Source organism: Streptomyces sp. NPDC056222 (assembly GCF_042264065.1).
GTDB lineage: Bacteria > Actinomycetota > Actinomycetes > Streptomycetales > Streptomycetaceae > Streptomyces.
The window spans coordinates 72730-90919 of the sequence record NZ_JBHJTL010000005.1 but is presented as its reverse complement, the minus strand read 5'-3'; the positions used below and the strand labels follow the sequence as shown (position 1 = coordinate 90919).

The 18190-nt window shown below is 67.6% G+C and carries 14 protein-coding genes; 3 read left to right on the top strand and 11 right to left on the bottom strand.

The genetic code is table 11. The features are described 5' to 3' along the window. Positions 1-978 (top strand): ATP-binding cassette domain-containing protein, encoded by a 978-nt coding sequence (locus tag ACFC0D_RS04390; protein WP_376430953.1) that lies wholly within the window; start codon positions 1-3, stop codon positions 976-978. Between the two features lie 17 nt (positions 979-995). After that, on the top strand, positions 996-2357 hold the full coding sequence (locus tag ACFC0D_RS04385) for a DUF445 domain-containing protein (RefSeq protein ID WP_376430952.1): 1362 nt from the start codon (positions 996-998) through the stop codon (positions 2355-2357). A 258-nt stretch (positions 2358-2615) separates the two neighbouring features. On the opposite strand, the gene ACFC0D_RS04380 is transcribed toward ACFC0D_RS04385, so the two are convergent. The 5 genes from ACFC0D_RS04380 to ACFC0D_RS04360 form a co-directional block, all read right to left on the bottom strand. Continuing rightward, positions 2616-2918, bottom strand: coding sequence for a hypothetical protein (locus tag ACFC0D_RS04380; RefSeq protein WP_376430951.1), 303 nt, complete (start codon positions 2916-2918; stop codon positions 2616-2618). A gap of 48 nt (positions 2919-2966) precedes the next feature. Continuing rightward, positions 2967-4034, bottom strand: coding sequence for an excalibur calcium-binding domain-containing protein (locus ACFC0D_RS04375; protein ID WP_376430950.1), 1068 nt, complete (start codon positions 4032-4034; stop codon positions 2967-2969). Between the two features lie 170 nt (positions 4035-4204). Further along, positions 4205-4924 carry a hypothetical protein gene (locus ACFC0D_RS04370; RefSeq protein ID WP_376430949.1) on the bottom strand — a complete coding sequence of 240 codons (720 nt, stop codon included), beginning with the start codon at positions 4922-4924 and terminating at the stop codon, positions 4205-4207. 679 nt (positions 4925-5603) lie between these two features. Beyond that, positions 5604-6089: a TrmO family methyltransferase gene (locus ACFC0D_RS04365; protein WP_376431015.1), complete on the bottom strand. Its 486-nt coding sequence runs from the start codon at positions 6087-6089 to the stop codon at positions 5604-5606. 59 nt (positions 6090-6148) lie between these two features. Continuing rightward, positions 6149-7507, bottom strand: a complete 1359-nt coding sequence (locus tag ACFC0D_RS04360) for a Tat pathway signal protein (RefSeq protein ID WP_376430948.1) — start codon at positions 7505-7507, stop codon at positions 6149-6151. 95 nt (positions 7508-7602) lie between these two features. On the opposite strand from ACFC0D_RS04360, the gene ACFC0D_RS04355 reads away from it, so the two are divergent. Next, positions 7603-8238 (top strand): ATP-binding protein, encoded by a 636-nt coding sequence (locus tag ACFC0D_RS04355; RefSeq protein WP_376430947.1) that lies wholly within the window; start codon positions 7603-7605, stop codon positions 8236-8238. 290 nt (positions 8239-8528) lie between these two features. On the opposite strand, the gene ACFC0D_RS04350 is transcribed toward ACFC0D_RS04355, so the two are convergent. Genes ACFC0D_RS04350 through ACFC0D_RS04325 form a run of 6 tightly spaced genes read right to left on the bottom strand, consistent with a single transcriptional unit; the run spans position 8529 to position 18061 of the window. Beyond that, positions 8529-9881: a DNA cytosine methyltransferase gene (locus ACFC0D_RS04350; RefSeq protein ID WP_376430946.1), complete on the bottom strand. Its 1353-nt coding sequence runs from the start codon at positions 9879-9881 to the stop codon at positions 8529-8531. A 9-nt stretch (positions 9882-9890) separates the two neighbouring features. Then, entirely contained in the window at positions 9891-11618 is a 1728-nt protein-coding gene (locus ACFC0D_RS04345; RefSeq protein ID WP_376430945.1) for a DUF6339 family protein, read from the bottom strand. Further along, a complete protein-coding gene (locus ACFC0D_RS04340) occupies positions 11618-12514 on the bottom strand; it encodes a hypothetical protein (protein WP_376430944.1) in 897 nt (298 codons plus the stop codon). The genes ACFC0D_RS04345 and ACFC0D_RS04340 overlap by 1 nt, the downstream gene beginning before the upstream one ends. Beyond that, the gene (locus ACFC0D_RS04335; protein ID WP_376430943.1) at positions 12511-14496 is read right to left on the bottom strand and encodes a hypothetical protein; all 1986 of its coding nucleotides are present in this window, start codon (positions 14494-14496) and stop codon (positions 12511-12513) included. The genes ACFC0D_RS04340 and ACFC0D_RS04335 overlap by 4 nt, the downstream gene beginning before the upstream one ends. Next, the gene (locus tag ACFC0D_RS04330) at positions 14493-15518 is read right to left on the bottom strand and encodes a PD-(D/E)XK motif protein (RefSeq protein ID WP_376430942.1); all 1026 of its coding nucleotides are present in this window, start codon (positions 15516-15518) and stop codon (positions 14493-14495) included. The genes ACFC0D_RS04335 and ACFC0D_RS04330 overlap by 4 nt, the downstream gene beginning before the upstream one ends. Next, complete coding sequence (locus tag ACFC0D_RS04325) at positions 15515-18061, bottom strand: Z1 domain-containing protein (protein ID WP_376430941.1); 2547 nt, start codon at positions 18059-18061, stop codon at positions 15515-15517. Before ACFC0D_RS04325 ends, ACFC0D_RS04330 begins: the two co-directional genes overlap by 4 nt. Positions 18062-18190: the final 129 nt, after the last annotated feature.

Genomic DNA, 18190 nt, shown 5'->3' with positions numbered 1-18190 from the left:
ATGGCCTTCATCGAGCTGGAAGACGTGGAGAAGGTCTTCACGGTGCGGCGGAGGGCGGGGCTGCTGCGCCGGGAGAAGCGTGAGGTGCGGGCGGTCGACGGGATCGGCTTCGGCGTGGAGCGCGGCGAGATGGTCGGCTACATCGGCCCGAACGGCGCGGGCAAGTCGACCACCATCAAGATGCTGACGGGCATCCTCACCCCGAGCGGGGGCCGGCTGCGGGTCGCGGGCATCGACCCGTCGCGGGAGCGGACGCGGCTCGCGCAGCGGATCGGAGTGGTGTTCGGGCAGCGGACGACGCTCTGGTGGGACCTGCCGCTGAAGGACTCGTACCGGCTGATGCACCGGATGTACCGGATCCCGGACGAGCGCTTCGCCGCCAATCTGGCCCGCTGCGTGGAGCTCCTCGAACTGGGCGAGCTGCTCGACGTACCCGTACGGCAGCTGTCGCTGGGCCAGCGGATGCGCGGCGACATCGCGGCGGCGCTGCTGCACGACCCGGACGTGCTCTACCTGGACGAGCCGACGATCGGCCTCGACGTCGTGTCGAAGGCGCGGGTACGGGAGTTCCTGCGCGAGCTCAACGCGACGCAGGGCACGACGGTCCTGCTCACCACGCACGACCTGACGGACATCGAGCAGCTCTGCAAGCGGGTGATGGTGATCGACCATGGCCGGCTGATGTACGACGGGGAGCTGGCGGGACTGCACGAGGTGGGGGCCGGCGAGCGTCAGCTGGTGGTGGACCTGGAGCGCGAGCTGCCGCCGATCGAGCTGCCGGGGGCGCGATTCGTACGGTCGGAGGGCCCGCGGCAGGTGCTCGCCTTCCCCGCCTCGGCGTCCGCGGCGCCGCTCGTGGCGGCGGTGGCGGAGGCGTATCCGCTGGTGGATCTGTCGGTGCGGGAGCCGGACATCGAGGCGGTGATCGCGAAGATGTACGGGGAACGGGAACTTGAGGTGCGTCCGGGAAGTCCCTGATGTAGGGAGGTGGGGTGATGAGCGACACGAGGAGCGGGGCCCGGGGCGGCGCGCGGGGAGAGGCCCTCGGCGAGACGCCGGGCAGGCCGTCGGGCGAGGCGCGGCGGCCGTTGGTGGCGTTCGCGTACACGGCGGCGGACGCGGAGCGGCACCGCGGGGTGCGCCGGATGAAGGCCCTGGCCACGGGTCTGCTCCTCGTGGTGGCGGTGATCTACGCCCTGGCGACGTGGGCGGAGAACGCGGGATGGGGCGCCTGGGCCGGCTATGTGGCGGCCGCGGCGGAGGCCGGCATGGTGGGCGCGCTGGCGGACTGGTTCGCGGTGACGGCGCTGTTCCGGCGCCCGCTCGGGCTGCCGATCCCGCACACGGCGATCATCCCGACGAAGAAGGACCAGCTGGGGACCACGCTGGGCTCCTTCGTCGGCGAGAACTTCCTGTCGGCGGATGTCGTACGGGGGAGGCTGCACGCGCTGGGCATTGCCGGTCGCCTGGGTGCGTGGCTCGCGGAGCCGGACCACGCGGACAGGGTGACGCGCGAACTGGCGACGGCTCTCCGGGGAGCTCTGACGGTCCTGCGGGACTCGGACGTCCAGGCGGTGGTCGGCGAGGCGATCACCCGGCGTGCGGAGGCGGCGGAGATCGCGCCGGGGATAGGGAAGACGCTGGAGAAGATCGTCTCCGACGGGGCGCACCGGCGGGCCGTGGACCTGGTGTGCGCGCGGGCCCACGACTGGCTGGTGTTCCACGGGGACTCGGTGATGGACGCGGTCCAGGGCGGCGCGCCGGGCTGGACGCCGAGGTTCGTGGACCGTCGTGTGGGCGAGCGGGTCTACAAGGAGCTGCTGCGCTTCGTCACGGAGATGCGGGACATGCCGGAGCACCCGGCGCGCGGCGCGATCGACCGCTTCCTGACGGACTTCGCGGCGGACCTCCAGGCGGACACGGACACCCGGGCGCGGGTGGAACGCCTGAAGGCGGACCTGCTGGCACGCCCGGAGGTCCAGGACATCATCGCCTCGGCCTGGTCGTCGGTGCGGAACCTGATCATCGCGGCGGCGGAGGACGACCGCAGCCAGCTGCGCCTGCGTGCGCGGGCGTCCCTGATCTCCCTGGGCGGCAGGCTGGTGACGGACGGCCGGCTGCAGGCGAAGGTCGAGGGCTGGGCGGAGGACGCGGCGGCCTATGTGGTCACGACGTACCGCGCGGAGATCACGTCGCTGATCAGCGACACGGTGGCGAGCTGGGACGCGGACCAGACGTCGAAGAAGATCGAGGCGAACATCGGCCGGGACCTCCAGTTCATCCGCATCAACGGCACGGTGGTGGGCGCCTTGGCGGGCCTGCTGATCTATACGGTGAGCCACGCGGTGGGGGGTTGAGGGGGCGCTGCGCTTGAGGGCGGGGGCTGGGCGGGTGCCGCCCGGCCGGGTGCTGGGTCGGGACAGGGCTTCTGGGGGGCTCTGGTCGGGTGGTTGGGCCGGGTGGTTGGGCCCGGGGGCCGGGCAGGGCTTCTGTGCCTCGTAGGGGTGCGCTGGGCGGGCAAGGGGGTAGGGGAACCTGCCCGCCCAGCGCTCATGGGGAGGGCACTGGGTAGTACGTACGGAACGGCGGGGCCGTTCAGCGAGTGCCGCGGGACTTCAGCCCTTGCTACGGGTGACGACCCACGAGGCGCCGGCCATGGCCCCGGCCACTCCGAACACGGCGGGCCAGGCCCCGACCTTCTTGGCGAGCGGGTGGGACCCGGCGAACGCGGCGACATAGACCCCGGTCAGCGCGGCCGCGGCCTTCCCACCCGCCACCTGCTGCCACTCCCGCGCGGAGATCGCTCCCGCGGCCGCGAGCACGACTCCACCGAGGGGCCGCTTCTTGGTCCACCGCGCGACGGCGTACCCACCGACGAGCCCGGCGGCGGCTATGGCGGGGGAGGGGATGCGGGGCATGGCGGGGGCCTCTCTCACGGATGACGGTCTCGACCTACGAGCCTAACTTCACCCCTCACACCCGACGCCGTCCCCGTCCCGGTCGAGGTGACGCCCGTACCCGGGGTCGCCACGGCGCACGGGAGCGGCCCCGGCGGCGCGGGCGGCGCTGCAGTTCTCGTAGTACGTGCTGCCGCCGCTTCCGCCACTGCCGCTTCCCCCAGTGACCGACCCGCCGGAACCTCCAGACCCTCCGGAGTACGGCTCGCACCCCACCCCGTCCCCGTCTCGATCGAGATGGCTCGCATACCCGGGGTCACCGCGACGGACCGGTGCCGCGCCTGCGGCGCGCGCGGCGTCACAGTTCCGGTAGTAGACGGCCGGGGGTTCCGCTTTCTGCGTCCGGGTCGGCTTCGGCTTCGGTGTAGGAGTGGGGGTCGGGGACGGCACGGGGGCGTCGACCGTGATGCGGACGACGGCGGTCCCGCCAGTTACGTCAGGGGAGTTCGGCTTCACCCGGTAGGTGAACTCGTCCTCTCCGCTGTACCCAGCATCGGGCGTGTAGGTGATGGAGACGCCGTCGACGACAGCCGTGCCGTGACCGGGCTGCGAGTCGACGGTCAGCTCGTACTCGCTCCCGCCCAGGACGCTGGTCAACGGCTTCTGCTCGCCCCCTGCGGCCTCGGTGGCCGTGTCGTTGGCGAGCACGGCGACGGTGAGCGGGGAGGCCTCAGCGCTCTCCTCATCGTCGACCAACGTCAGCGTGCCCCCCGGCTTCGGCGTAGCACTCGTCGCCACGGCCTCAACCTCCTTGGCACCCTCAGCACGGCCGCCTCCACCCTCACCACCGCACCCAGCGAGGGCTACGACGGCCACGGCCGACGCGATCAGCGCTCTACGACCCCGGCGCATGTTTCCCGTACGCACAACGAACCCCCACGGCATTCCGGTTACGGAGAAGGCACCGATGCTGCCACGTGCGAACGTGAGATGTGGTGGAATCGTGAACTTCGAGTGAAGATCATCCTTCTTTGCCTCGTCAGCGCCGCTCGGGACACACCTCAGGGCCCCGAGCGGCGAGTTGAACTTGGCCGACGTGCTCTGGCCGCGATCGGCGAAGAAGACGGCCGGGAACACGGGGCGGTGTGCTGGAAGGTGGCGACGTCGCAGTCCAGCTCGTTGGATGCGGGGACCGGGATGTTCCAGATCGCCGAGGACGCCGGCGAGCATCCTGCGGATGCCCGCGCGCTGCGACTCGATGCTGCCGGGCGGACGCTCGTTCGCGTGAGGTGGGTTGCCCCTCGACCCTACAAGGGAGTGCGGATGCGCTCTCCGTCCGGCACCGGCATCGGCTCGTCACGGGTGGGAGCGGCGCATGCGGCGCACAGGGTCTCGTCGGCGAGCGGCCGGAACAGCATGGGTTGGGTGTGGTGGCCGGTGCACTCGCGTGTGCCTTCGAGGCGGACGGAGAGCCGGATCCGCGTGGGTGCAGGTGCGGGCGGGGTCGGCAGGGTGCGGGGTGGGACATCGCGGAGGAGATAGCGGACGAGTCCGCCGGGTCGGTGAACGGGCGTCCCGGCGCCGGGCAGGCCGCGTAGGACGTGCTCGTGGACGTCGGCGGACGAGTGCCCGGCGTCGAGCCAGCGGGCGGCGAGGCGGGCGAGTTCGTCGCGCATGCCGGGCGGGATGTGCCGCAGGGTGGGGGAGAGCAGGTGCAGCGCCCCGACGAGGGCGCGGGCGGCCTCGATGTGGGGGCTGGTGGGCGTTCCGTCGGCAGGCGCGGGGGCAGGCGCAGGCTCATCGACGGCCTCGGCCGACTCGGCCGACTCGGCCGACTCGGCCGACTCGGCCGGAAGGTTGGAGGTGTCTTTCCTCAGGTGTTCTTCTGGATGACCGTCGGTCGACGGAGTGGTCGGCCGACCGGCGGCCGGGTTCCGAGGGCTCGGTGCGACCTGCGGGGTCACGCGATCCGTGCAGGCGGAGAGGGGTGTGCGGGCGAGGAGCTTGGCGGCCTCGCCAGAGGTCAACGGGGTACTGGAGACGAGTTGTTGGGTGGTCCACCGCCCACCTGGTCCCTGAACTCGCCGTTCATGCACGAATCCCTCCTCCTTGAGCTGCCGCTTGGCGCGGGTGAAGGCGCATCCCCCGATCCGGGCACGTTGGGCGGTCGCGGAAAGCGACTCGCGCGCGTTTTGAGGGAGGGAGAGTTGCCAGGTCAGGAGTCGAACGGCGTCGGAACTGAGCCGAGGATGCCGAATGATCTCGTGCGAGAACTGACTGAAGGCATGGGAGGGCGCGTTAAAGTGCCGGTAGATCACGGTGGAGGCCTGTTTCCACTAGTGGTTCAGGCCCTCGCAGATGGGTGCAACCATCGGCGGGGGCCGTTTTGCGCGAACGTAACGCACGGATCGTGTTCGGGCGGGCGCGTTAGGTGAAGAGCGCTCGTGTGGGTGAAGAGCAGGCTCGGCAGGGCTGGGCAGCAGTTCCCCCTCGGGTGCGGCCGCCCTCATTCCGAGAGTGTTTTCGCTCCTGGAGATGGTGGGTCAAGGGTGGCCGAAGGTCATCGCGCAGCGACGCGACGTTGACGCGCCGCCGGAAGGAGCGACTCTCGGAAAGAGGGCGGTCCCACCCGACACCCGCGAACCCGGCCCACCCAATGGGCCGACCTCACGCGAGGCCTATATGTCGAGCCACCGCCTCCCCGCCTCAGCGTTCGGAGGCGTCTCGCCAGTAATCCGCGAGCATCTCGCCCGGCCACGTCGGCTGAGTCACGGGCCCACGAGGGAGCATCTCCTGGAACACCGCGACAAGATCGACGATCTGAGTGCCGTCGTCGGCGTCGAGGTCCACGACGTGCAGGTCGTTCCCGTCGACCTTGAGCAGTCTCGGAAAGGAAGTAGCCAGCCGCGCCGGGCGGCGATGGTTGTGGTGTACGAAGGTGCCGGTCGCCGGCCATGCGGGGTTGTCGCGAGGGCTGCGTGCGTGAAGCGCGACATCGTCCGGGGATCCGAGGTTGAAGAACCACGTGACCTGGAGGTGGGAGAACTCCTCGATGCCCTGCAGGGTCTCCACGGGGAACTCCGGCCGCAGGCGGATGACCGATTCCACGCCGCCCTTGAAGTCGTCGAGCCGTCCGGTATGGCCCCCGACCACGTCGGCGATGACCGGCACCTCGATGACCTGCGCAGGCACGATTTTCCCCTTCTTCCTTATAGACACGGCCACTTGTGGGTACAGCAACTTCAACGCCGTCAGGTTACTCGTCGGAGTGCGCCCCGGGCTCGCTCGTCCACCTCGGTGGCAGAGGGGATTCCGCGATTGCGGAACGGGGACAGGGTCGTCCGCATGGTGAGGGCCGCTTCCCGTGTTCTGCCAGACTGAACGCCGTCCATGGCGTCCAGGGCTCGAGACCAGGTCTGACACGCCGCATCGACGTTCCCCTGTTCGGCCTGGACGGTGCCCATGTAGCCGAGCGTGACAGCGTGGGTTCGACTGAAGGAGTCCGCCCTGCGGTGTCGAACGCTGGCGCGGAAGTGGCGCAGGGCACCGTCGAGGTCGCCCAAGGCCCACAGCGTGCGGGCGGTTTCATGGGCGAGGGACGCTTCCTGGAAGAACCAGACTCGCTGAGGTTCGTCGTCGCCCGCTGCTGCCTGGCCGAGGTCGGTTTCGGCTTGGTTGATCGCGACGACGGCGTTGCCTTTCTGTCCGTCCACGGCCAGCGCCCGCGCACGCACGACGCCGATCAGGGCTCGTTCGCGCGGAGTGGCGTGCGCGTACCTTTTGCGTTCGACGGAGGCGGTGGCGAGGTTCAAGGCCTCCCTGATGTGTCCCAGGTCTATGGCCTGATGGGCCATCGCCCGCAGGATGTGCCCGGCGAGGGGAGCGTCGTCGGCTTCGGCGGCAAGCCTGAGTGCGAGGGTGAAGTAGCGTCGTGCCGGCTCGTGTTGCGAGGCGTCGAAGCTCATCCAGCCTGCCACGTACACCGCTTCGGCCGCTGCCGCGTACAGCGACCGGCGGGACTTCTCACTGCTGAAGACTCCGCTGATGTACCGGGCGACATCGTCGACGATGTACTGGTAGAGAGCGGTTCGACCGTCGACACCACCGTGTCGTTGATCGCGGCGGGCGAAGAATTCGGTCATCTCGCGAACGGCCCGCAATTCGGTATCGCCGACTCTCCGGTGCGGGTCGATCGCGCGGGAGCGCGCCCGCTGAGGAGCTTCGTCCCACCAAGGGTCTCGTGGCAGGACCAATCCGCCGACGGAGTAGACGGCGGCGCCGGTGAGGAGCCGGCGGCGTTCGCGGTCCATGCTGTTTCTCCCCAGGTCGACCAGAGTCGTCAGCGTGTCGGTGTCCCACTCGGACTCGGTGACCGTATCCGAGGCGGTCCCCGCGAGACCGATCTCCGCGAATGTGACGGGACGTCCCAACCGCCGCGACAGAGTTTCGCGCAGGATGTCGGCGGCCCGGCCTCGGGGTCGGGTCCCGGCGACCCACATGGCGATGTGCGAGCGCTTGACGGTGAGGAGTTCGTCGACGCCGGCCTCTGCCGCGACACGCACGACGGCAGCGGCCACCACGGGCTGTGACCAGCCCGTCTCCGCGATCACCGCGGCCAGTTCGTCGTTCCTACGCGCCATGCTGCGCCCCTGTTCACCAGAGAACGATCTTTGACGGGTTTGACGGCATCGGGGCCTGAGCGGGGATGCCTGCCCATCGCGAATCACGGTTCGCTGAGAGGACAGAAAACCACCAACCGGCAACGATGGGAGGGCAACTGGTGACTTTCAGCCACGTGGGTGACGAGGAGGGCCGAGAGCCCGCCGGCTCGTCATCTACGACACCGACTCGCCTCCATTCGCGTCCCAAGCAGGTAACGCGAGTGGGTGAAAGGCCCGTACCCCCTCCAGCCGCCTTGATTGACGCTGCGACTGCCACGTCTCGTCCCACAGGTCACCCCGCCTACTCCCAGACCCTTCCCCGCGAGGCGCGGAGCGCCGGAGTCGCTCGCCGTCTGGTTCGAACAGTACTGACCCTCTGGGGCCTGGATTCGTTGACCGAGGACGCCTCGCTCGTGATCACTGAGCTGGTCTCCAACGCGGTCGCCCACAGTCGACTCCCGTCGATCAGAGTGATCGTCTCCCGGCCTTCCGCGAATGGGGTTCGCGTGGGGGTGGTCGACCGCTCCAGGGCCCTCCCGATCCTGGGCGCGGACTTCAGCGGCGACCAGCTCCGGGGGAGGGGGCTGATCCTGGTCGACACGCTCACGGACGAGTGGGGAACCGAGCTGTACCGGTGGGGCAAGCAGGTCTGGGCCGAGCTCAGCGAGGGAAACGCGTGAAGGACGGGAAGCCCTGGGTGGGCGACGAGGGCACCAACAGGAAGGCCATCGTGACCGACGTTCGAGGAGGCCCTGTGTGCGTCCTTCGCCATTTCTGGGGCGGGGCGACACCTGGGATGCCGAAGACCCCGAGAAGCTCACGCTGACAGAGCCGGCCGGCGGGTGGCGGCACCACACTCAGGGACGGGACGCTGCCCGGGCCGGCGCATGAAAGCGGAAGGCCCGAGGTGTGCGGCGCCCCGTGTGGTCGCGCCCTGCCTCTGCCGGCCGGGCGACGCCCTGGCCAGATGTCAGCCGCGCAGGAAGGAGTAGATGGCGGACGCTATTGCTCTGCCGAGGGGAATCGGAACCGCGTTCCCGATCTGCATGGCGATTTCCGTCTTGGAACCGCACCACCGGAATGTGGGAGGGAATCCTTGAATGCGGGCAGCTTCGAAATGGGTAATCGGGCGGTCCTTTTCAGGATGCAGATATCGGCCTTTCTCGGGCTTGAAGAACTCGGTTCTGATCGTGACAGACGGCTCTCCAAGGCGGAGGCGTCCCATGACGTCTCCTGAGCCGGTGTTGTGACTATCCCAGCTGTCAGTGGACAGGCGCCTCACAGGAGTTGTCACTCCCGGCGGATTCGGTTCCTTGAAGTACTTGATCTTTCCGGCTTCGTTTACCGTGAACCACATGTCGCGCAGATTCTTCCGGTTCCCGCCAGGCGGAATCGCGCCGTAGCGTGCGAGTGAAAGGATCTCAGGGTTGCGGCGGATGTGAAGGTCGTTGGTTTCGAATACTCCCGGTACGACAGAATCCACCTCGGCGATGTGATCCTTGGTATCGGGAAGCTCGGTTCCCCTGAGAGGGATCTTCGCCGATTCCGCGAATACGCTGTCGACGGCGTTCCAAGATCGGACGCTTCCGTCGAATCCGTCGAGCGGCTGGGCGGGCGTTTCGGTTGTCTTCTTGGGAGGGCGGAAATGTGTCTGAGGCGGGTAGGTCATCGAGTGGCCGCCCTCGATATCGCGGCGCACGCCGATGACGATCGCGCGACGCCGTGCTTGAACCGCCCCGTAGTCCGCGGAGTTGAGGAGGTAGCGGCGGGTCTTGCCTTCCTCGGTATCGGACGGCTGGTGTCCCGGAGGGTCGACGAGCCGGTAGTCCGCGAGGAGCCCCCCTGGGCGCACCTCGTTCAGCAGATTCTGGAATTCATCCGACTTGAGGAAGCGGTCGACGTTCTCGATGACGAAGACCCTCGGTCGGACTTCCGCGACGATGCGGACGTATTCCTCCCAAAGGCGGTTGCGCTCACTGCCCTTCTTCTTGCGATTCAATGCGGAGAACCCCTGGCACGGGGGTCCTCCGACGATGACATCCGCGTGAAGAGTCTCCTTCGTCGGCTTCCACTCCTCGATGTCGCCGAAGTAGACGCGAGCCTCAGGAAGGCTCTTATCGGGTCGACCGCTGCCGAAGTTCATCGCGTATGTGGCAGCCGCCGCCTTGTTGTGCTCGACCGCCGCGACGCTGTGGAAGACAGGCCCGTCGTGGGCCATCCCGTCCGGCCTGAACTCGTGGAAACCCTGGGTGAAGCCGCCGCAGCCGGCGAAGAGGTCCAGGACGGTGATGGGCCCAGGGGAGGTGGGACGGGACGCACGCATGGTGCGATCTTAGCTTCGTAGAGCCGCTGCGATGGCAAGTCCGACCGCCGTTGCCAGAGGAGGCGGCATGGCATGACCGATCTGACGGTACCTGGACGTCTTGCCGCCAGAGAAGTTCCAGTCGGTGGGAAACGACTGGATCATCGCGGTCTGCTCGACCGTCAGCTTGGGGTGATCGTCGGCGGGGAAGTCGGGGCTCGGCGGTTCGTCGCCAAGGCTGTTTCCGTTCACCCCCAGAGAGGCCCACGCCTTCTTGCTGCCGGTGGGCCCGAGATCGGCACCCCCACGGCGATCGGAACCACCGACCAAGGCCGGCGCGATGCGATCGGCGTTCTTGATCCACTGTTCCACGCCGGGCCAGCCGTGTGAGGCCATCGAGGGGCCGAGCACCGCACCGACTGTCGGCGGTGCGGTTTCGTGTCCATCTGGCCACTGGAAACGTGAGTAGTAAGGCTCTCGCAGTGCGATCAAGAAGCCGCTGCTCCGATTCTGCGGAACACCGAAGTTCGAAGCATTGAGGACTCGCCAGCTCGAGCGGTAGCCCGCGCTGATCAGCTCCGCCTCGATCCAGGCGCGGTCCACCTCGAAGGCGGGACTCTCCACCAGATCCGGCACGTTCTCCAGAAGCACGGCCTTCGGCTTGATCGAGCATGCCAACTCGACCGCAGCTCTAAGGACCCGCCGCTCCTCCGCGTCTTCAGCGCGTCCTACAGTGGCGGGCGATTTCACACGGGGCAATCCGCCGCTCAGAAGATCGACGCCGAAGACGTCCGGACGCATATCGGCATGGAACTGTACGACATCCATGCAGACGACATCCCAGCCGGGGCGGTTGAGGTCGATGGTGAAGCACGCATCGGCCTTGCTGTCGATGAGGAGCAACGGATCGAAGCCCGCCAGTTCAAGCCCCAGTGCCTGGGCCCCCGCTCCGGCGCAGATCTCTATCGACTTGAACCGGACCTTTGTCGCAGGAACGGGGGCAGGGGCAGGGCGTTGAGCGTCGACGGACTCCTGCGCGACGGCGCGAAGCTCGTCGTCCAGGGCATCGTCTTCGATGCCGTCGAAGAGCACGAAGGGGGCGAGTCGAAGCAGCCGCTTGAGGAAGTCGCGGAATGTGTCGCGCTCGTTCAGCCCCTGAAGGTCGAGGTCGCTCCAGACGCGGAGAATGGCACGCACCATGTGCGGACTTCCGCCCAAAGCGGCACGGCGTGCATAGATCTGATCGAAGGCGGCCTCGCCGAGGATCTTGAGAGCGCTGTACGGATCCGGAGCGTCAGACGAGCGCACCAGTTGCCCACGCCACCAGAGCCGGCCGAAGACGTGCCGGGTGAGATCCGTCCCGAGAACACGGTCCCGCGGGGGATTCGGATAGCGCCAGTACGCGACATCGGGGAGTACGGCGATTGCGAGGAAAGCCCATGCGTCTCGGGAAGCCGCCTCCGCAGGGACCATCCCCATCTCTGCATGCAGGAGCGCGGCCAGCCCGAGATCGAACTCGGCATTGCGAGCACGGTCGGACGAGTGAGGGAAGCCCGAGCGTTCGGCGAGCTCGACGACGGCCCGGCGTAGCTCTTGGAGCTGCTTCGTCGAAACCCTGTCGCCGCCGGTGGCGACGTACACCGCCGACGGATGTGCGTAGGACACCCGCTCGGCGAGTTCGGGGACCGAGAGATCCCGGTACTCCTCGTAGAGCTGCCTGGCCTGTTGGGGCAGCAGGCGCGGATACAGAAGGCTCATCACGACACCTCGAAGATCTTGACGGCAGCCTGAAGGTCCGAGGCGAAGATCGCCGGTGACTGCAGACGGCGCAGCCGGACGTCGGTGATGGACTGGTCCGGGAAGAGCTGGTCGAACAGACTCAGAAGCGTGGCGCCGAGGGAGCCCTCGGCGTAGTCGGACTCCTCTGAGAAGTCCTCATGGGAGAGGGCGTATTCCATCATGATGCGAGCCGCGTCTGCGTACACCGCAGAGAGTACGACCTGGTCGACAGCACGCGGCTTGTGGGCGTTCTCGAATGCTGCGGCAGTGACCTTGTTCTGTTCGTTGACCAGAAGCAGAAGGGAGCCCATTGTGGCGCTGTCCAGGCCGCCGCTGATCTGTAGATGCCAGGCGGCGCCGTCTGGAAAAGACGTATTGGCGAAGTCGATCACGGCCATGGGGAACTGCGGTGCGTCGCCCTGAAGCCGAACCGATTCCCGTTCGCTCCACAGGACGGAGCCCGCGCGGCGGGGGGATGACGGCCGGCCGTCGCTCCGGCGTTCGGCGAGAACCAGAGCCGTGTCGAGGACGAGGAGTCCGCCGAGGTCGGCTCCAGGCAGTCGAACCTCCAGTTCCACAACGGAGACACCGCGGTCGGAAAGTCGCGTCCGGTGTCCCGGGCCGCTCAGATTCGAGCCGCTGGCTGTCCACACGGTGGCCAGATTCAGTACGGCCTCTTCAGGAAGTCCGCACTGGGCACGAACGCGATCGAGGTCGACACGCACGGTTCTCCGGAGCGCCAGGTCCATGCTGTAGTCCCAGTGCGGTAGTGCCTCGGGCAGGGGTACTTCGCCGTCGTCGACGATGAGCCGCCACGGTTCGGCAGCGACGGCGTCTTCGGACGGGCTGCGGTAGGGAAGAACACGCCGGCTCATGGTGTGCTCACCGCCTCCACTCGGATGCCGATCTCGGTCATCGTGTCCGGCGCGGGTTGCACAATCACGCGCCAGACGGATTCGCCGCCGTCGATCACACAGGTCTCCGACGTGTGGAGGCGCCCGTCGGAGTCCTCCCAGCCCACGAGCGTCGGCATCTGCGCCCCGATCGGCGGATCGGTCTCGCGGCCGCCGACTCCAGGCAGCGCCACAGCCAAGTCCGCATGGACCCGCTGCGATATGGGCACGGGCAGGCGGAACTCCTGAACGAGCACCGTCAGGTCGCCGCGATCGTCGTAGTAGGGATCGCCGACATACTGGACTCGCGGCCGTCTGCGGCGTCCGGGGACGGCCATCTCGTTCGTGTCGGCGAAGTCGAAGTCTCCGCCGCTCGAATTCCAGGTCTCGCGGCCGGTTTCCGTGTCCCGCTCTGACGCGGCGCTGGGGAAGTCGCCGCCGGTCGGAGCCGTCGCTCCTCTTGTCTTCCTTGAGGCCTCCTGCGCGCCGGAGCGGGTAGCAGTGCTTCCGGGCTTGGCGTAGGCGGTCGCTCCGCCGACACCCCAGACGCCGCCGACCAGCCCCGAGAACAGTGTGCTTGCCGCTCCCAGTGCCACGCTGCGTGCACCTGAGCGAGCGACTCCGCCGAGCGAGAACAGGTCATTGAGCGCATCCTCGATGCGGCGGAACGTCGTCTGGACGAACGTGCTCTCAGGGCGTTCCAGCGATTGCGGATTCCAGGCGTCGTGCGTGGGAGGCTCGGCCTTGGCGTACACGTCGTCCATGGACTCGTCGGCCCGGAAGACTCCCGCGTATGCATGGTTCTCGCTCGGAGGTTTCGGGCCTGGTCGGTAGGTCACCACCAGCTCGGCCGGACGCATCAGACAGACATGATGAACGAGGGTCTCGATGTTCAGCATGCGTCCCGCGTGGCTTGGCTCAAGGGGTGGCCGAATGCGCTTCACCGCCCCGAAGCGACCGAGGAGACGCTTGGGCCTGAGGCACTCCAGGCTGCGACCGTCGGGCCCGTTCAGCGCCTCGTAGGCGGAGACGAACATGTCGAGGGGGGCGGTCTCCCGCGGGTCCGGGACCGGGTGATCGACTCCGTCGCAGGTGACGGAGAACCGCATGGCGGGGCTGCCGCCGCCGGTAGAGATCATCTTCGGCCAGAGATGCCAGGCGATGGTCTCGGCCAGATAGTCCGCGGCCTCGGGGGGCTCCAGTTCGTCCAGGCTCGGATCGATGACGACGACGGTCGTGCCGGTCTCATCGGCGGCGAACGGTCTCAGCCCGAGGCGACGCGCCACTGTCTCCGCCTGCGTTCCGATCAGCGGCTCGATCACGTCTCCGGAGGCGTCGCCCCACCAGTGTCGACCCGTGAAGCGACGGCTCGCCCCGTTCTGGACGGCCACGTGGCTCTTCCAGAGGGTGCATCCGATGAGCCGTGTCTCGAACTCGCCGTGTGGAGTGCGGCATCGCGTGTGGACGAGAATCGTCCCCGGCTTCGAGAGCAGGTAGAAGATGCCCTTGCCGAAGCCGTAGGTTCCACCGCCCAGCGCCGTGTCACGGGGCTCCCCGATGTTGCGAATGAAAGAGGCGAAGTCCCGATCGCTCCCCACGGCGTCGTTGGCGCGGGTCGGGCCCCCCAGCCCGCGGGTCCCACGGTCCGACACGGACAGGAGCCGGACCGCGCCATGCCTGATCGTGTCGCGCAGTGGAAATTCGTCCGCATTCGCCGGTGCGCCCGCGAGGAGGAGTTCGCGCCACGTGCCGATGTGGGCGGGGCCGACGGTGGACACGTCGATGCGGTAGTCGACGGGATCCGTGGATGTCGTGGACCGAGCGTCCCAGCTGTTCTGAGCCGACTCACGCACGAGGATGGTGAGCAGGTCGAGCTCAGGGCGACCGAGTTGATTGCGGATGCCTTCGGCGGCGCTTGCCCCCTCCGGCGGATACGGCTGGGAGAACCAGCGGGGCTCGATCACCGCGCCTCCTGAACGATGTCGTCGATCACTTGTGACACCTCGTCGTCCGTCAGCGGAGCGGGGACGTCGCCGGAGAGATCTATCGTGTACTCGACGTTCTGGACGGACACCGACAGCCCCGCCTCGACTAGGGCGCTGGTAGTGAGGCCGGGAAAGCCGGGACCCACCTCGTACCACCTCTCCTCTTCGATGAGGAACCGCGCGCCGTGGTAGCGGTCGGCGTCCGCGGAGCGGTACCCGGCGGTCGCGAGGAGTTCGAGGAGCGAGCCCTCGTCGTCACAGAGACTGCGGGCCCGATCGACAAGCTCGACTACGGAGCCACCGAGAGAGCCGCCGGGTATGGGCTGCAGGCGGAACCACACGAGGGTCAGCGACCCGTCGTTCGGGCGATCGAGCTGGTCGAGACCGTGGATGCGCGGCCTTCGCCCGGTGGCGCTGCCTGCCTTGACCTCGATGGCCGTGGATCCGGATGAGAAGTCGTGCCGATGGCCCTCAGGCCCCAGCCATAGGCGATGCGCACTCGGATCCCTCTCCAACAGATGGCAGAGAAGGGTGAGTTCGCCGAACAGGCCGGCGAGCTGCTCGCCGGTCAGAGGACTGCTCTGAGTGCGGAAGAGTTCCTTCCAGCGGTCGAGGACATGATGGAGGGCCTTGAGCGGATTCTCCGGATGTCCTTCGGCCGTGCCCAAGACGTCGACACACAGCTCGGTGAAGAGATCGTTGAGATCGCCGCGCAGGCACGCGAGATCCGCGTATGTCTGGTAGGTCTCGTCGTCTTCCAGCGGACGCTTGCGCAGCTGAAGCACAGGCCCGTCCAGTCCCGGCCGCACTCGGCGATGCGCCGGTATCGGTACGAGGACGTGGCGGTATCCGTGATGGTCCACCGCCACTGCCAGCCGGTTGTCGTGCTCGACGACGATCGGGAGGTAAGAGACGCGGAGGCGGCGCTCACCCGTGGTCTGTTCGGCTTCGAGCGCGGCCCAGCGCTCCTCGACGAGGCTCCGCAGTATCTCCTCGCTCATGCGTCGTCGCTGTCGAGGATGCTGTAGTCCTCGTCCTCGAGGCGGATCTTCGACAGATCGGCCGAGATGTACTTCTCGACGGTGCTGTCGTACAGGGTATCCGGGAAGACCAGGCCCACGCCGATGACGTGCTCTTCGGCGTTCAACGCCTCACGCCTCAGCTTCGAGGGGCTCGGCGCCGAGACCTTGTCGATCGGGTAGAGGACCAGGAGGCCGGTGTCGGGGAGCTCGGCACGGCGCCGCTCCATGATGCCCTCCTCCTTCAGGGTCGAGACGTCCCCGTAGAGGTCCACCGCAGCGTCTCGGCGGCTCATCAGGGTCTTGATGTCGGCGAGCCCCGGGGTCGGATTCGGCACGGAGAGTCGCGCGCGAACGTTGCGTCCCACAGAGACACCGGGAGCGAATTTGAAGTCCTCGCCGCGAGGGTTGCCGACGATTGCGATGTTCCACCGGCGCAGCGATCCCGCCGCGACCCGCTTCCGGATGTAGCCCGTCAGCAGGTCGGCATCGTTCTCCGGGGACTGCTCGTGGAATCGGTAGGAGGACAGGAAGTCGACGACCAGGTCGTAGGGCACGTCGCGATACACGAACCGGCCGTCCGAGGGCCTCTCCTCCGCCGTGACGGCGTTCGCGACCGAGGCGCCCACCAGACCACGGGCGGCGTCGATGTTTCCGCGCAGCCATTCTCCGTCGGTGTGGAAGTAGTGGGTCTGGACACGCTTGCCGCCGTAGGAGGACGACGCCGTCACGGCATCACGCATCTTGGCCGCCGCCGTCACGCGGAGGGCGGGGTGCGTCCGCAGACGTACCGCGAAGGTGAGTGGAGTCTCGTCCTCGGTCATGTAGATGTCGACGTCGCGGCGCATCTCGGTCTCGACGGTCGCGAGGTGCCGGAACCACTCGGCCAGCTCGTCCGTCATCCAGATCCGAGGGAGGTCGGCGTACCCCTTCCGGAAGCCGAACCAACGTCCCATCTGAAGCAGGGTGTCGTATGCCGAGACGGCCCGAACGAAGTAGCTGACCGACAGGCCTTCGAGGGTCAGACCACGAGACAGGGTGTTGCCGCCCACTGCGATCGCCGTGACCGGACCGTTCTCGTAGTCCAGGCGGTACTCGCTGTTCGAGTTGTCCATGATGATGCGGCAACTCTTGAGCACCTCGGGCAGTTCAGGCAGGAGTGCCTCGAACGGGACCTTGGTCTCTTTGAACTCCTCGGCCGGCACCTGCGCGGTCTCGCGGTCCCAAAGGCTGCGCAGCCGAAGCAGGAGGGCATCGTCGGACAGCGACGCGACGGTGCGATCACGCAGGTGCTCGAGCGGTCCACGGAAGCTGTCGTGCACGGTGGTCTTGACGCTGGTGTGGATCAACATCGTGTTGTGCCGGTTCCCGGTGCCGCGAACACGCCGTGCGGCGGTGGCCAGCCAGAAGTACTCGATCGCCGTCCGCAGGGTGTCCGTGATGACCGGTTCGAATCCCTCGGCGTCCGCCTTCGTCATGGGGCGCACACAGGGCACGTCGTCCTCGGGCACGGATCGGATCATGTCGTGGCCGTCGTCGACCTGTTCGGGGTCCTCGCCGTCGAGGGCGTAGCGACCGAAGAGGACCTCGGTGCCGAAGTGCCCCTCAGGCTTGGGCAGGTTGACTACGAAGTCCTTGGGATAGAGGTCTTCGGCACCCGGGTCGATCAGCAGGTTCGCGAACGGCGAGGCGGTGTACCCGACATAGGCGCACTTCGGAAGGGTGCTCATGATGCTCAGGATCAGCGGATTGATCGACTTGGTTGCGACCGTCGCCTGGTCGGCCTCGTCGTCGATGATCAGCGTCGGGCAGTCTTTGAGGTAGTCGGACGCCGCCTCGAGCCACCGGAAGAGCTTGCGGAGCACCGTCGCGTTCTTCTTGACCACGCACAGGACGCGCGTCCCGTTGCTCTTGCCGAAGTAGGAGGCGGGGTTCTCCTGGGGGGTGAAGTCCCGGTCGAGACCCGTCAACTGCGACCACATCGCGGCGTTCGGCTCGACGAGCTGCTGCACCAGGCGCGCCTGGGTCTGTCGTCGCAGCCCGTTGTGGACACCGGCGAGAACGATGAAGAGTTTGTAGCCTCGGTCGGCCGCTTTGGCGATGACGGAGGTGAAGTTGGTCGTCTTCCCCGACTGGACGTACCCGACGACGAGCCCGCGTGTCGAAAAGGACCTCTCCTTGGGGTGGTTCAGCAAGGAGACGACGCGGGTGGACGAATCGTCCAGGGACTTGATGGCGGGGTCCTCCGGCCATCCGTCTTTGCGAAGGGTGTCGACGATCGCCGGCCAGCACTTGTCCTTGGCGTGCGGCCCGGTGTACCAGGTGTCGCGGTTGCCGAGGACGACCGCGTGCGGCTCCTCCAGCTCCTTGATGCGTACCGTCTGCTGCTCGTGACGCTCTCGGATCTGCTGGATGATCTCCGCGCCGATGCCGAGCTGCTCCAGTCGCTTGACCGCTTCCGAAGGGGGGAACGAGTCCAGGAGAGCCTTGAACGTGTCGTACATGCCGTCGAATGCATCGGTCATGGGCAGTGACCGCTCCCCTGTCTCGTGCGCTTGAGGTCGAATGAACCCAGGGGCGCTCCGACGTCGTGGGGGGCATCTGCTGAGCAGAGTGCCGGCACGTCACCTTTGTTCAAGGTCACACATTATTGG

Bases quoted from the DNA above. Each gene is read 5' to 3' on its own strand.
- ACFC0D_RS04390 (WP_376430953.1), top strand. From the start codon at position 1: ATGGCCTTCATCGAGCTGGAAGACGTGGAGAAGGTCTTCACGGTGCGG.
- ACFC0D_RS04385 (WP_376430952.1), top strand. From the start codon at position 996: ATGAGCGACACGAGGAGCGGGGCCCGGGGCGGCGCGCGGGGAGAGGCC.
- ACFC0D_RS04380 (WP_376430951.1), bottom strand. From the start codon at position 2,918: ATGCCCCGCATCCCCTCCCCCGCCATAGCCGCCGCCGGGCTCGTCGGT.
- ACFC0D_RS04355 (WP_376430947.1), top strand. From the start codon at position 7,603: ATGCCTGCCCATCGCGAATCACGGTTCGCTGAGAGGACAGAAAACCAC.
- ACFC0D_RS04350 (WP_376430946.1), bottom strand. From the start codon at position 9,881: ATGCGTGCGTCCCGTCCCACCTCCCCTGGGCCCATCACCGTCCTGGAC.
- ACFC0D_RS04345 (WP_376430945.1), bottom strand. From the start codon at position 11,618: ATGAGCCTTCTGTATCCGCGCCTGCTGCCCCAACAGGCCAGGCAGCTC.
- ACFC0D_RS04340 (WP_376430944.1), bottom strand. From the start codon at position 12,514: ATGAGCCGGCGTGTTCTTCCCTACCGCAGCCCGTCCGAAGACGCCGTC.
- ACFC0D_RS04330 (WP_376430942.1), bottom strand. From the start codon at position 15,518: ATGAGCGAGGAGATACTGCGGAGCCTCGTCGAGGAGCGCTGGGCCGCG.
- ACFC0D_RS04325 (WP_376430941.1), bottom strand. From the start codon at position 18,061: ATGACCGATGCATTCGACGGCATGTACGACACGTTCAAGGCTCTCCTG.